Annotated in this window: 13 protein-coding genes; 5 read left to right on the top strand and 8 right to left on the bottom strand. The window is 68.7% G+C overall.

From position 1 onward, the window contains the following. Nucleotides 1–110: 110 nt before the first annotated feature. From rlmB to CKJ85_RS09600, 5 genes are read right to left on the bottom strand one after another with little or no spacing between them, the layout of a single operon-like run. Nucleotides 111–1,043 (bottom strand): 23S rRNA (guanosine(2251)-2'-O)-methyltransferase RlmB, encoded by a 933-nt coding sequence (gene rlmB / locus CKJ85_RS09620; protein ID WP_095536277.1) that lies wholly within the window; start codon nucleotides 1,041–1,043, stop codon nucleotides 111–113. A gap of 8 nt (nucleotides 1,044–1,051) precedes the next feature. Beyond that, the gene (gene cysS / locus CKJ85_RS09615; protein WP_095554187.1) at nucleotides 1,052–2,446 is read right to left on the bottom strand and encodes a cysteine--tRNA ligase; all 1,395 of its coding nucleotides are present in this window, start codon (nucleotides 2,444–2,446) and stop codon (nucleotides 1,052–1,054) included. A 5-nt stretch (nucleotides 2,447–2,451) separates the two neighbouring features. Further along, the gene (gene ispF / locus CKJ85_RS09610; RefSeq protein WP_095554186.1) at nucleotides 2,452–2,937 is read right to left on the bottom strand and encodes a 2-C-methyl-D-erythritol 2,4-cyclodiphosphate synthase; all 486 of its coding nucleotides are present in this window, start codon (nucleotides 2,935–2,937) and stop codon (nucleotides 2,452–2,454) included. Between the two features lie 10 nt (nucleotides 2,938–2,947). After that, nucleotides 2,948–3,679, bottom strand: a complete 732-nt coding sequence (ispD, locus tag CKJ85_RS09605; RefSeq protein WP_198947164.1) for a 2-C-methyl-D-erythritol 4-phosphate cytidylyltransferase — start codon at nucleotides 3,677–3,679, stop codon at nucleotides 2,948–2,950. A 4-nt stretch (nucleotides 3,680–3,683) separates the two neighbouring features. After that, a complete protein-coding gene (locus CKJ85_RS09600) occupies nucleotides 3,684–4,268 on the bottom strand; it encodes a CarD family transcriptional regulator (RefSeq protein WP_095278725.1) in 585 nt (194 codons plus the stop codon). 218 nt (nucleotides 4,269–4,486) lie between these two features. On the opposite strand from CKJ85_RS09600, the gene CKJ85_RS09595 reads away from it, so the two are divergent. Both CKJ85_RS09595 and radA read left to right on the top strand, forming a co-directional pair. After that, nucleotides 4,487–5,029, top strand: a complete 543-nt coding sequence (locus tag CKJ85_RS09595) for a hypothetical protein (RefSeq protein WP_095554184.1) — start codon at nucleotides 4,487–4,489, stop codon at nucleotides 5,027–5,029. Further along, a complete protein-coding gene (gene radA, locus CKJ85_RS09590; RefSeq protein WP_095554183.1) occupies nucleotides 5,022–6,371 on the top strand; it encodes a DNA repair protein RadA in 1,350 nt (449 codons plus the stop codon). The genes CKJ85_RS09595 and radA overlap by 8 nt, the downstream gene beginning before the upstream one ends. Here the strand turns inward: radA and CKJ85_RS09585 are convergent. Both CKJ85_RS09585 and CKJ85_RS09580 read right to left on the bottom strand, forming a co-directional pair. Continuing rightward, entirely contained in the window at nucleotides 6,364–7,107 is a 744-nt protein-coding gene (locus CKJ85_RS09585; RefSeq protein ID WP_198947163.1) for a hypothetical protein, read from the bottom strand. The genes radA and CKJ85_RS09585 overlap by 8 nt on opposite strands. A gap of 9 nt (nucleotides 7,108–7,116) precedes the next feature. After that, on the bottom strand, nucleotides 7,117–7,746 hold the full coding sequence (locus tag CKJ85_RS09580) for a carbonic anhydrase (protein WP_095546712.1): 630 nt from the start codon (nucleotides 7,744–7,746) through the stop codon (nucleotides 7,117–7,119). A 21-nt stretch (nucleotides 7,747–7,767) separates the two neighbouring features. Here CKJ85_RS09580 and CKJ85_RS09575 point away from each other — a divergent pair, with 21 nt between their 5' ends. From CKJ85_RS09575 to CKJ85_RS09565, 3 genes are read left to right on the top strand one after another with little or no spacing between them, the layout of a single operon-like run. Next, a complete protein-coding gene (locus tag CKJ85_RS09575) occupies nucleotides 7,768–8,607 on the top strand; it encodes an A/G-specific adenine glycosylase (protein WP_233127030.1) in 840 nt (279 codons plus the stop codon). Between the two features lie 15 nt (nucleotides 8,608–8,622). Beyond that, nucleotides 8,623–9,375: a zinc transporter ZupT gene (gene zupT / locus CKJ85_RS09570; RefSeq protein ID WP_095546711.1), complete on the top strand. Its 753-nt coding sequence runs from the start codon at nucleotides 8,623–8,625 to the stop codon at nucleotides 9,373–9,375. Between the two features lie 10 nt (nucleotides 9,376–9,385). Continuing rightward, on the top strand, nucleotides 9,386–10,696 hold the full coding sequence (locus CKJ85_RS09565; RefSeq protein ID WP_133064817.1) for a lipase family protein: 1,311 nt from the start codon (nucleotides 9,386–9,388) through the stop codon (nucleotides 10,694–10,696). A 6-nt stretch (nucleotides 10,697–10,702) separates the two neighbouring features. Here CKJ85_RS09565 and CKJ85_RS09560 read toward each other — a convergent pair whose 3' ends face one another. Beyond that, a complete protein-coding gene (locus tag CKJ85_RS09560) occupies nucleotides 10,703–13,444 on the bottom strand; it encodes an ATP-dependent Clp protease ATP-binding subunit (RefSeq protein WP_095554181.1) in 2,742 nt (913 codons plus the stop codon). Between the last annotated feature and the right edge of the window lie 311 nt (nucleotides 13,445–13,755).

Genomic DNA, 13,755 nt, shown 5'->3' with positions numbered 1-13,755 from the left:
TGATAAAGATCCAGCCCACACTTAAGAATAACTCTTAAGGCGGGCTGAACGATTGCGCGTAATGCTAGTGCTCTTACGGCGTCACGTCAACTGGAGGTTAAAGTGCACCCCTACTTCGCCGCGCGGCGCTGGCGGGCAAACTCGCTGAGCACTACCGACGCCGCGACCGAGGCGTTGAGCGATTCCACCCAGTCCGCGGTGGGGATGGACATGATCACGTCGCAGTTCTCGCGCACCAGGCGGGAGATCCCCTTGCCCTCGGAACCGACGACGATGACCACCGGGTCGCAGGCGCCGTCGAAGGTGTCCAGCGTGTGCTCGCCGCCGGCGTCCAGGCCGACGACCATGTAGCCGTTGTCCTTGAACTCCTTGATGGTGCGGGTGAGGTTGGTCGCCTTCGCCACCGGCAGGCGCGCCGCGGTGCCGGCGGAGGTGCGCCAGGCCACGCCCGTGACCTGGGCGGAGCGGCGCTCCGGGATGATCACGCCGTCGCCGCCGAACGCCGCCACGGAGCGGATCACCGCGCCAAGGTTGCGCGGGTCCGTGATGTTGTCCAGCACCACGAACATGCCGTTGCCCTGCACCTGGCCCATCAGGTCGAAGACGTCGGCGTACTTGTACGGCTGGATCTTCAGGCCGATGCCCTGGTGCATACCGTTGCCGGTCATCTCGTCCAGGGTGCGCTTCGGCACCTCGGCGACCGGGATCCCGCGCGACTGCGACAGTGCCACCGCCTCGCTCAGCCGGTTGTCGTGGCCAGTGCCCTGCGCCACGTAGAGCGCCTCGGCCGGCACCTTGGCGTGCAGGCACTCGATGACCGGGTTGCGCCCCACCACCATGTCCGCCACCTCGCGCTCGTGGCGCCCCTGGTTGCGGCGCTGCTGCGCCTGCTTGCGCTTGTGGGCCGCGTGGTAGACGCGGTCCTCCGCCTTCGGCGTCGCGCCCTTGCCGCGCAGACCGCGGCGGCGCTGGCCACCCGAGCCCTTCGTGGCGCCCTTCTTGCTCGTCTTCTGCTTATCCGGACGCTGGTACGGCTTTGCCATCTCGTCTCCTACTCCTTGATCTGCCAGGTGGGGCCGTCGGCGGTGTCGGTGACCTCGATGCCCGCGGCGGCGAGGCGGTCGCGCACCTCGTCTGCAACCGCCCAGTTCTTCGCGGCGCGCGCCTCCGTCCGACGCTGAAGCTCCGCCTGCACAAGCGTGTCCAGGGCCTCGAGCGTCCGGTCGGTGTCGCCGCCTGCGTTTCCGCCAGCATTGTCCCACGCCACCGGGTCAACGCCCAACACGGCGGCCATCGCGCGCACCTGCGCCGCCAGCGCGGACGCCTGCTCGGCGTCGCCGGACGCGAGCGCGCTGTTGCCAGCCCGGACCGTGTTGTGGATTTCGGCGAGTGCTTTGGGGACGGAGAAATCGTCGTTAAGCGCCTGCTCGAACGCGGCGGTCCAGGCCGACGGTTCGGGCGAGCCCGCGCGGTGCACGAAGTCCTCGATGCGGCGGTACCCGGCCGCGGCTTCCTGCAGGGCCTCCGGCGAGTACTCGAGCACGCTGCGGTAGTGCGCGCTACCGAGGTAGTAGCGTAGCTCGACCGGGCGGACCGACTCGAGCATGTTGTCGATGGAGAGCACGTTGCCCAGCGATTTCGACATCTTCTCGCCGGCCATGGTCACCCAGTGGTTGTGCATCCAGAACTGCGCGAAGCCATCGCCCGCGGCGTGGGACTGCGCCTGCTCGTTCTCGTGGTGCGGGAACTGCAGGTCAAGCCCGCCACCGTGGATGTCAAACTCGGCGCCCAGGTACCAGGTGGACATCGCCGAGCACTCCAGGTGCCAGCCCGGGCGGCCGTCGCCCCACGGGGTCGGCCAGCTCGGCTCGCCCGGCTTCGCCGCCTTCCACAGCGCGAAATCGAGCGGGCCGCGCTTACCGGCGCCGGTCTCGCTGCGCGCCATGTCCTCCGGCCGGTTTCCGGACAGCGAGCCGTAATCGGAGCCGTCGGCGGCGACCCAGGCGTCCACGTCGAAGTACACGGACCCGTCGGAGGCGTAGGCGAAGCCGCGGTCAATGAGCCGCTGCATGTACTCCACCATCTGGGTCACGTGGCCCGTGGCGCGCGGCTCCACCGACGGCGGCAAAACGCCAAGCGTGTTGTAGGCGCGGGTGAACTCGCGCTCGTAGGTGGACACCCACTCCCACCAGGGGCGGTCGTGTTCGGCGGCCTTGTTCAGGATCTTGTCATCAATATCGGTGACGTTGCGCGCGAACGCCACGTCCATGCCCTTCGCCGCAAACCAGCGCCGCACGATGTCAAATGCCACACCGGAGCGCAAGTGCCCGATGTGCGGCGCGGACTGCGGAGTCGCGCCACACAGGTAGATCGAGACGTGCCCTTCGCGGAGGGGCGTGAAGTCTTGCAGCGTGCGGGTTTTGGTATCGAAGATGCGTTGAGTCACGCCAGCTAGCTTAGTTCAACCAGCGCCGTCGCAATCGCCGCCCTCCCCTGGCCCGAGCCGGTAAAGCCCATGTGGTCCGTCGTCGTCGCCGACACGGTTACGGGCGCGCCGAGCGCCTCGCTCAGCACCCGCTCGGCCTGCTCGCGCACCGGGCCCATCTTCGGGCTCTGCCCGATGAGCTGGGCAGAAGCATTAACGACGCTCACCCCTTCCCGCCCCAGCAACTCGCGCAACTCCGTGAGCAGCTCGGTGCCCTTCACGCCGTCGTACTCCGGGCGCCCCACGCCCACGAAGGAACCCAAGTCCCCCAGGCCCGCGGCCGAGAGCACCGCGTCCACGATCGCGTGCGCGACCACGTCGCCGTCGGAGTGCCCTTCGCAGCCGTCGACCCCCTCGTGCAGGATTCCCGCGATCCAGCACGGCTTGCCCTCTTGGATCTGGTGGGCGTCGAACGCGTTGCCCACGCGCAGCTTGGTCATCTGGTGTGTCATGCCCGCCACCTTACCGGGGCGACGGCGAGTCGCCCGGAATCTCAAAGACGGTGGGCTCGGCCTCGTCGGTGATGCTCGTGGCCAGGCGCAGATCGATCGGGGTGGTGATCTTGAACGCCATCGGGTCGCCCTGCACGGTGACGACGTCCGCGCCGAACCATTCCATCAGCGAGGCGTCGTCAGTAGCCACAAAGGACTGGGTGCCGCCGAAGTAGGCCTCGTTGGCCGCGCGGAGTACGCGCAGGTCAAAGCCCTGCGGCGTCTGCACGGCGCGCAGCCGCGAACGGTCCGGGGTGGCGACCACGGCGCCGGCGGCGTCGACCTCCTTGATCGTGTCCGCGACCGGGAGGACCGGGACGACCGCGTCCGCGCCGTCCAGCACGCGGCGCGCCACGCGCGCGATCATCCCCGGCGGGGTGAGGGCGCGGGCGGCGTCGTGGACGAGCACGCAGGCGTCGTCAAGCGGAATGGCCCGCAGCGCAGCGAAGATGGAGTCGGCGCGCTCTGCGCCGCCGTGGACAAAGCGCACCTCGTGGCCGCGCAGCGCGCGCCTGGCCACGTCCTCCATCGACGGGCTGACCACAACGTAGATTGCGTCGACGATCTCGGCGGTCTCCAGCGCGGTGACGGAGCGCTCGAGCAGGCTGCGGCCGCGCAGCGGCACGTACGCTTTCGGCACCGCCGCCCCCAGGCGCGTGCCCTGACCCGCGGCCGCGACGACCGCGACGACCCGGCGCGACACGGCGCTACTTCTCGTCGTCGAAGGACAGGTCCCCGTAATCCAGGTCGTCCTCCTCGGCATCCTCCGGCTCCGGGGCGAAGGAGATGCCGGCCTTGACCTGCTCGTCAATGATCTTCTGGATGCCCTGCTCCAGCTCCGCGACCTTCTTCTCATCCACCGGCTCAGCCAGCGCGAGCTCGCCGACCAGGATGTGGCGCGCCTTGCCCAGCATGCGCTTTTCGCCCGCGGACAAGCCCTTGCCCTGGTCACGACGCCAAAGGTCGCGCACAACCTCCGCCACCTTATTAATGTCGCCCGAGGCGAGGCGCTCCTGGTTCGCCTTGTAGCGGCGGGACCAGTTGCCGGCCTCCTCCACGTCCTCCTCGCGCAGGACGGAGAAGACCTTCTGCAGGCCTTCCTCGTTGACCACGTCGCGCACACCGACCAGCTCGGTGTTCTTCACGGGCACGCGGACCTCCAGGTCGGATTGGAGGATTTGCAGCACGAGGTAATCCAGCTTCTCCCCGCCGATCTCGCGCTGTTCAATATCGGCGATCTTCGCCGCGCCGTGGTGCGGGTAGACCACAACTTCTCCGACCTTGAATTCCATGGCAGCTCCTTCAGACATCGTTGACCAACCCTACCACCGTAGCTTTCGGGTGTTTTGCTTCGCGGAGGGGGCGCGGAGCGTAGTCAAGCAAGCGCCCGTGAAAGGATCCGAAAGTTTACCCCCGGATGCCCCAGCTCCCCTGGGGCAGCCCGGGAAACTGGGAAAACTAGGACAGCTGGGACTAAGGTAAGGCGGAGAAATCTACGCGCACTATTACGATGGAGGACACCCACGTGAAGTCCCTGAAGCCGGTTGCCGCTCTGGTGGCCGCGTCCGCATTGGCACTGTCCGGCTGCTCCGCCGGTCAGATCACCCAGACCTCCGACCAGGTCGCCGCCGTCGACGGCGCTACCGCCTTCACCGACAACCGGGAGGTTTCCGTCCAGGACGCCACCGTCATCCTGCAGGAAAACGGCCAGGCCGCGGTGAAGTTCACCGCCACCAACCAGGACACCGCGATGAAGGACCACACCCTGCGGTCCGTGAAGGTCAACGGCACGCCGGCGAACGTCCAGGGCGCGGAGCCGATCGGGTACAACTGCGTGCTCGTCGCTGACGCCGCCGAGAGCCTGGCCAACGTGCCGCAGTCCGACGACGCGTGCATCCAGTACGTGCCCACCACCGTGGCCAACGACGACTTCGCGTACGGCGGCACCGTGCCGGTCGAGTTCGACTTTGACAGCGGCTCCGTGACCGTGGACGCGACCGTGTCCGCGCCGCTGCTGGAGTCCGGCCAGGTGGAGCGCGAGGCAGATCGCTAAAAAACCGCGCAGCGTCCACACCTGCACCGAGTGTGGATACACTGCACCGAAGTGGCTCGGGCGCTGCCCCGAGTGCGGGTCGTGGGGGACCCTGCAGGAACAAACACCCGTCGCCACCAGCTCCGCGCTGACGCCCACGTCTTCAGCGGAGCCCATCACGCTTATCGACGCCACGTCGACCCACACCATCGCCTCCGGCATCACCGAGCTCGACCGGGTGCTGGGCAGCGGCGTCGTCCCCGGCTCCGTGGTCCTCATGGCCGGCGAGCCGGGCGTGGGCAAATCCACGCTCCTGCTGGAGGTCGCGTCGCGCTGGGCCGCCCAGGGGCGCAACACGCTGTACGTCACCGCCGAGGAATCGGCCGGCCAGGTGCGGGGGCGCGCCGAGCGCACCGGGGCCCTGCACGACAGCCTCTACCTAGCGGCGGAATCCAACCTGGACGTAGTGTTCGGGCACGTCGAGCAGGTGAAGCCGTCGCTGCTCATCGTCGACTCCGTGCAAACCATGCAGGCCAGCGGCGTCGAAGGCGTCGCGGGCGGGGTGGCGCAGTCGCGCGCGGTGACGGCCGCGCTGACCAGCCTGGCAAAGCGGACCAACCTGCCCGTGCTGCTGGTGGGGCACGTGACCAAGGACGGCAACGTCGCCGGCCCGCGCGTGCTGGAGCACCTGGTGGACGTGGTGCTGAACTTTGAGGGCGACCGCCACTCCACGCTGCGCATGCTGCGCGGCATCAAGAACCGGTTCGGGGCAACCGATGAGGTCGGCTGCTTCGAGCAGACCGCCGACGGCATCCGGGAGGTGCCGGACCCGTCCGGCTTGTTCCTCTCGCACCGGGGGAAGACGCCCGACGGATCCGCGGTGACGGTGGCGATGGACGGCGTGCGCCCCATGCTCGCCGAGGTCCAAGCGCTGACCGTCGACCCCGTGAACAAGAACCCGCGGCGCGTCGTCACCGGCCTGGACTTCAACCGGGTGCCCATGGTGCTCGCGGTCCTGCAGGCGCGCTGCGGGCAGCGCACGAACGACAAGGACGCCTACGTGGCCACCGTCGGCGGTGTGCGCATCACCGAGACCGCCACCGACCTGGCCGTGGCGCTGGCCACCTGGTCGAGCCTGCACGAGACTCCCCTGCCACCGAAGACGGTGGTGATCGGCGAGGTCGGGCTCGCCGGCGAGCTGCGCCGCGTCCCCAGCCTGCAGCGGCGCCTGCAGGAGGCGGCGCGGCTGGGCTACGAGCACGCTATCGTGCCCGCCGGCGGCGACGCGGACGCGCCCGGCATGGACATCACGCGGGTGTCCACGCTCGGCGAGGCGATCGCCGCCGTCTCACCCGCTAAGTGATGTTAAACGGCGCCGGGTCGGAGGCGTTATCGCCGATCACGGCGTGCAGGAAGTAGGACCCGGCCGGCACCGGCTGGCGGTTCTCGCACGCCTCCGGCGCGGACCCGGTGGCGGACCAGCGCGCCTCGAACCCGCGGGTCGCGCCCGGAGCGAACGTCTGCATCCCGCCGACGGCGGGCTCGTAGCAATCCGTGTCCGCCCAGACGCGCTCGTTGGTGCCCATCGCGTACACCTCGAAGCGCAGCTTCGCCTCGTCGAGGTTGATGTTGCAGTCCACGTCGGTGGGGTTGCGCACCTCCATGTACAGCACCGGCTCCGTACCCGCCGGGTAGGACGGCTGGTTCGTCGTCGCCGTGATCTGCAAGTCCTTCAGCGAGCACTCGCCCGGGTTCGCGGGCGCGGCTGCGACGCTCGGCTCGGAAGACGCTGTCTCGCTGGCAGAGCTGGCAGCGCTCGTGCCGGATTCTTCACCGACGACGGTCTCGGTCGGCTCCGCCTTCGGCTTCTCCTCGCTGGGGCTCGGGCTGGCGGTCGCCTCGACCGAGCTGCTCGCCGTGTCGGCGCCATCGCCGCCGGAGCGCGCCACCGCGGACAGGCCCCACACGATCAGCCCGACGAGGACCAGGAGCGCCACGAGGACGACCACGCGGCGTCGCATGTAGATCTCGGGCGGAAGCGGACGCTTCGGCGGGCGCTGGGCTGGTCGGCGCTGGTCGGTGGGGCGCTGGTAAGTCATGCCTTTACCTTAGCCACCGAAGTTCTCGTACACGGTCTCGACGCGGCCATCCTCCAGGCGGTAGCGCGCGCCGACCAGGCCCACGGTGCCGTCGTCAATGCCCTTGCGCAGCGACGGGATCCGGTCGAGGAGGTGCGTTGCGGTGACGCGCGCGTGGGTACGCTCGATTTCCGACGAATCCACGGGGCCGTCCGCCTGCGCCGTCAACACGGAGGGAGCGATCTTCTCCACGAACACGCGGGTCAGGCCGGTGGGTAGCTTCGCACTGTTCACGCCCTGGATCGCGGCGCCGACCGCGCCGCAGCGCTCGTGCGACAGGAACAGGACCAGCGAGACGCCGAGGTCCTGCACCGCGAAGTCAACGGAGCCGGCGACGGAGGAGTCGATGCAACCGCCCGCGTTGCGGATGACAAAGACGTCGCCGAAGCCGGCGTCGAGCAGCAGCTCGACCGGCACGCGCGAGTCGGAGCAGGCGATGACGGCCGCGACCGGGTTCTGGCCCGCGGTGAGCGACTGGCGGCGGGCCGTGTCGCGGTTCGGCGCCAGCGTCTCGTCGGTGGCGAAGCGCTCGTTGCCCTCCTTGAGCGCGGCCCAGACGTCGGTCGGAGTGGATGGGGTGGCTGTCGTTTGTTGAGTCATGTGCCTATTCTGTCACTCATCGTGGATGAATCGAAGCAATATGAACATTTAATCGCCTGGTACGAGGCCAACGCGCGCAACCTGCCGTGGCGCGCCCCCGGAACCACCGCCTGGGGCGTGCTGCTTTCCGAGGTCATGAGCCACCAGACCCAGGTCGACCGCGTCGCCCCGATCTGGCAGGAGTGGATCGCGCGCTGGCCCACCCCGCACGCCTTCGCGCAGGCGGGGGCGGACGAGGTGCTGCGCGCCTGGGGCAACCTGGGGTACCCGCGGCGGGCGCTGCGGTTGCTGGAGTGCGCGCGGGTGATCGTCGATAAGCATGGCGGCGACGTGCCGGCGGACGTAGACGCGCTGCTCGCGCTGCCCGGCATCGGCGACTACACCGCGGGCGCCGTGGCCAACTTCGCGTACGGGCGCGACGTGCCGGTGGTGGACACGAACGTGCGGCGCGTGCACGCCCGGGCGGTGCGCGGCGAGGCGACCGCGAAGCCATCGAAGCGCGAGCTCACCGAGATCCCGCACGGGCCGCGGCTGTCGGTCGCGCTCATGGAGCTCGGGGCGCTCGTGTGCACCGCCCGTGACCCGCGCTGCGGCGAATGCCCCGTCGTCGATTGCGCGTGGCTCGCCGCCGGGAAGCCGCCGGCCGCGGAGAAGCCGCGCTCGCAGAAGTTCGCGGGCACCGACCGCCAGGTGCGCGGCAAAATCATGCGCCTGCTGCGCGAATCGACCGAGCCCGTGGAGCAGTCGCTTATCGACGCCACGTGGCACCACCCCGCACAAACCCACCGCGCCCTCTTCTCGCTGCTCGACGACGGGCTCGCGGTGCAGGACGAGGACGGTCGCTTCCGCCTGCCGCGGTAGCGCTATATTCGAGCCATGTTCGCAACCGCCTTCGCCATCTCGATGCTCGCCGGCCTGTCCACGGGCCTCGGCGGCGTCATCGTCGCGCTGAAAGGAAACATCGGCGACCGCTTCCTCGCGGGCTCGCTCGGGTTCTCCGCAGGCGTCATGGTCTACATCTCGCTCGTGGAGCTGCTGCCGGAGGCGATGGACTCGCTGCGCAGCGGCTGGACCGCGATCGCGGCGTTCTTCGCGGGCGTGGCCCTCATCGCGGTGATCGACCGGCTCGTGCCCGACGACATCAACCCGCACGAGCCGGAGACGTCGGGCGCGACCGGCGCGCTGCGCCGCGCGGGCGTGCTCACCGCCATCGCCATCGCGCTGCACAACTTCCCCGAGGGCTTCGCCACCTTCATGGCCGCCTACACCGACCCCGTTCTCGCCGTCCCGATCGCCATCGCCATCGCGCTGCACAACATCCCGGAGGGCGTCGCCGTTGCCGTGCCCCTGTCGCGCGGGACCGGCAACCGGTGGCGCGCCGCCGGCTGGGCCACCCTGTCCGGCCTGGCGGAGCCGCTCGGCGCGCTCGTCGGCTTCGCGCTCATCGCCCCGTTCATGGGCCCGCAGACGATGGGGCTGTCGTACGCCGCCGTGGCGGGGATCATGGTGTTTATTAGCATCGACAAGCTGATGCCCAGCGCGATCCAGACCGGCCACCACCACACGTCCGTCTACTGGATGATGGGCGGAATGGGGTTAATGGCTGCCAGCCTGCTCATGTTGGCCTAGCATCAGCCTGGTGAAGACCACTACATTCATCGTTCCGGCCGCGGCGGTGGCGCTGGTGTGCGCGGGGAGTCCGGTGGCGGGGGCGTCGATAAGCGAACCGCCCGGAACACTCCTGAGCACCGCCGACGTGCCGGCCAGCGACGGCCAGCGCATCCGCTACACCACCCAGAACGAGGCCGGCGAGACCGTCGAAGTCTCCGGCGCGCTCTACGACACACCCAACGCGCGCGGCCTCATCGCCGTCGCCCCCGGCACGCGCGGCATGGCGGATCACTGCGCGCCGTCGGCGGGCGAGGCGATGCTCTCGTCCATCAAGGACGGCTCGATCGGCATCAACTACGAGGCGCCCATCGTGGGCACGCTCATCGACGCCGGCTACCGCGTCGTGGTCACCGACTACATCGGCCTCGGCACCCCCGGCACCCACACGTACCTCAACCGGATCGAGCAGGGCCACGCGCTTATCGACGCCGCCCGCGCCACCGCCCACGACGACGAAGCCATCGCGTTTTGGGGCTACTCCCAGGGCGGGGGCGCCTCCGCCGCGGCCGCCGAGCTGGTCGCCGACTACGCGCCCGAGCTCGACGTGCGCGCCACCTTCGCCGGCGCACCGCCCGCCGACCCGCTGGCCGTGATGGAGCAGGGCAGCACCGGGATGCTCGAAACCGTCGTGGGCTACTCCACGATCAGCTACGCGTCGACCTACCCCGACTTCCGCGAGGCGCTCGAGGAGCACCTCACCGACGAGGGCCGCCGCTGGTTCGCCGCGCTGGAGAAGTCCTGCATCACCGACCCGCCGATCCCCCACGGCGACCTGTTCGAGGGCGGCGAGACGCTCACCGAGCTCGTGCTCACCGACGAGCGCTTCATCCGCACTCTCAACCACAACAAACTCGGCACCGTCCCCGTCAGCGCGCCGATCATGGTGATGACCAACCCGGACGACGACCTCGTTGCCGAGCAGCAAGCCACGCAGCTGGCGCGCGACTACGAGGCGCTCGGCTCCGACGTGGAGTACCGCCTCCTGTCGGTCCCGGGCACGAAGACGGCGCCGCTGTCCTCCGGCAGCTCGCTCGCGCCTTTCGACGACGCCGACGCCCTCACCCGATTGAGCTCCTACCCCATCTCCAACATTCCGGTCGCGGGCCACGCCGCCCCGATCGTGCTCAACGCCGGCGACGCCCTGGCGTGGCTCGCCGACTACATGCCGCCGAAAAAAATCGACGCCACCCGCGTTGCGGTGACGTCGATTTTGGCGGTACTCGCGGTCCTTGCAGGCGTCGGCTCCGTGCTGGCGCCGAGCCTGCGCGGACTGGCTTAGCCCGGCTTAGACCGGCTCGGGGCCGCGGCCGTCGGAGCTGCCGTCGGTTCCTTCGGTGCCGTCAGTGCCGTCAGTGCCGTCAGTGCCGTGCTCGCCCGACTCATCGGGGAAGCGCGACGCCTCAGACTCCGGCTGCTCGCGGGACGGGTCAATCTCGCGAACCTCATCGGCGGGCTCGTCCTCGGCAGTCTCGGTGGTCTCGGCGCCGTCGAAGGTCTCCGCCGGCAGCGGGCGCGGGCACGGCGTGAAGGTGAACTTCGCGTTCTTCTCGTCCCCCTCGACATCGCCGTCGACGTCGACGGTGATGATCTCGCCGGCACCGATCTCGCCGAACAGGATCTTCTCGGACAGCACGTCCTCGACCTCGCGCTGAATGGTGCGGCGCAGCGGACGGGCGCCCAGGACGGGGTCGAAACCGCGCTTGGCCAGGAGGTTCTTCGCAGCGTCGGTAAGCTCGATGCCCATGTCCTGCGCAGCGAGGTTGAGGTCGACGCGGCTGATGAGCAGGTCGACCATCTGCACGATCTCATCCTGCGAGAGCTGGCGGAAGACCACGATCTCGTCGATGCGGTTGAGGAACTCGGGGCGGAAGTGCTTCTTCAGCTCGTCGTTGACCTTGTGCTTCATGCGGTCGTACTGCGCGTCGGCGTCGGTGGCGGTGTTGCCGGTGAAGCCGAGGCCGACCGGCTTCGAAATGTCGCCGGTACCAAGGTTGGACGTGAAGATGAGCACGGTGTTCTTGAAGTCCACGACGCGGCCCTGGCCGTCGGTGACGTGGCCCTCCTCGAGCACCTGCAGGAGCGTGTTGTAGATCTCCTTGTGCGCCTTCTCGATCTCGTCGAACAGCACGACGCTAAACGGCTTGCGACGCACCTTCTCCGTAAGCTGGCCGCCCTCCTCGTAACCGACGTATCCCGGAGGCGCACCGAACAGGCGCGACGCGGTGAAGCGGTCGTGGAACTCGCCCATGTCCACCTGGATCAGCGAATCGTCGTCGCCGAAGAGAAACTCGGCCAGCGCCTTCGACAGCTCCGTCTTACCCACACCGGACGGGCCGGCGAAGATGAACGAACCGGACGGGCGCTTCGGGTCCTTCAGGCCCGCGCGGGTGCGGCGGATGGAGCGCGAGACGGCCTTGACCGCCTCGTCCTGGCCGATGATGCGCTTGTGCAGCTCGGCCTCCATGTGCAGCAGGCGCGAGGACTCAGACTCGGTGAGCTTGAACACGGGGATGCCGGTCCAGTGCGCGAGCACGTCCGCGATCTGGTCCTCGCCCACCTCGGCGATGTCCTCGAGGTCGTCGGAGCGCCACTTCTTTTCCTTCTCCGCGCGCTCCTCGCCCAGCTTGCGCTCCGTGTCGCGCAGGCCGGCAGCCTTCTCAAAGTCCTGGGCGTCGATCGCCGCTTCCTTTTGCTTGCGGACCTCCGCGATGCGGTCGTCCACCTCGCGCAGCTCCTCGGGCGCGGTCATGCGCTTGATGCGCATGCGGGCGCCGGCCTCGTCAAGCAGGTCGACGGCCTTGTCCGGCAGGAAGCGGTCGTTGATGTAGCGATCCGACAGGTTCGCAGCAGCCTTGAGCGCGTCGTCGGTGTAGGACACGCGGTGGTGCGCCTCGTAGCGGTCGCGCAGGCCCTTGAGGATCTTCACGGTGTCCTCGAGGCTCGGCTCGTCCACCTGCACCGGCTGGAAGCGGCGCTCCAGCGCGGCGTCCTTCTCGATGTGTTTGCGGTACTCATCCAGCGTGGTCGCGCCGATGGTCTGCAGCTCGCCGCGCGCCAGCTTCGGCTTGAGCAGCGACGCCGCGTCGATCGCGCCCTCGGCGGCACCGGCGCCGACGAGCGTGTGGATCTCGTCGATGAACAGGATGATGTCACCGCGCTGGTTGATCTCTTTGAGCACCTTCTTCAGGCGCTCCTCGAAGTCACCGCGGTAGCGCGAACCCGCCACCAGCGAGCCGAGGTCGAGCGAGTAGACCTGCTTGTCCTTCAGCGTCTCCGGGACCTTGCCGTTAGCAATGTCCAGCGCCAGACCCTCCACCACGGCCGTCTTACCCACGCCGGGCTCGCCGATGAGCACCGGGTTGTTCTTCGTACGGCGGGAGAGCACCTGCATGATGCGCTCGATCTCCTTGTCGCGGCCAACCACCGGGTCCAACTTGCCTTCCTTGGCGGCCGCGGTGAGGTTGCGGCCAAACTGGTCCAGCACCAGCGAGTTGGAGCGCTCGCCCTGCTGGTTGCCGCCGCGCGGGCCGGGACCGGATGCGACCGGGCCGGGGCCCGCCTGCGGCATCTCGGGGTTCTGGTTGTCGCCCTCGTAGCCGGAGAGCAGCTGGATGACGGTTTGGCGCACCGTCGGCAAGTCTGCCCCGAGCTTGGTCAAGACCTGCGCGGCGACGCCATCGCCCTCGCGGATCAAGCCGAGCAGCAGGAACTCGGTGCCGATGTACTTGTGGCCCATCTGGAGGCCCTCGCGCAGCGACAGCTCGAGTACCTTCTTGGCGCGCGGCGTAAACGGGATGTGCCCGGAGACGGGCTGCGAGCCGTGGCCGATAATCTCGATGACCTCGCGGCGCACGTCGTCGAGATTGATGCCCATTTGCTCGAGCGCCTTCGCGGCGACGCCCTCGCCTTCCTTAATCAGGCCGAGCAGGATGTGCTCCGTGCCCATGTAATTGTGGTTGAGCTCGCGCGCTTCTTCCTGCGCCAGCACGATCACGCGCCGTGCTCGGTCCGTAAACCTCTCGAACATGGTGTGCCCCTTCTTGTCGTGAGTTTTCACCTACTCTAACGCGCCACAGCCCCAATCCATCCCGTGTTCGCCACTGGCGAACACGCAAACCCCCAACCCTATTTAGACGCACCAAACCGGCCCGCGGTTCCCCCCGGGCCGAAAATGGGTGAATCCTCACAACCCATTGTTTCCCCAGCTCAGAGCCGGTAACGTGGCTGCCATGAACGCACTGGCAGACCTCGTATCCATCGACCGCCGCGGCATGCAACTTGTCGCGGCGGCCGCTGGCATGACCCTCGAGGACCTCACCGGACTCGGCCTGCCACGCG

The sequence above is a fragment of the Corynebacterium sp. NML 150383 genome (assembly GCF_002285085.1).
GTDB classification, from domain to species: domain Bacteria; phylum Actinomycetota; class Actinomycetes; order Mycobacteriales; family Mycobacteriaceae; genus Corynebacterium; species Corynebacterium gottingense.
The sequence above is the reverse complement of the archived record's forward strand: the minus strand, read 5'-3'. Positions and strand labels throughout refer to the sequence as shown.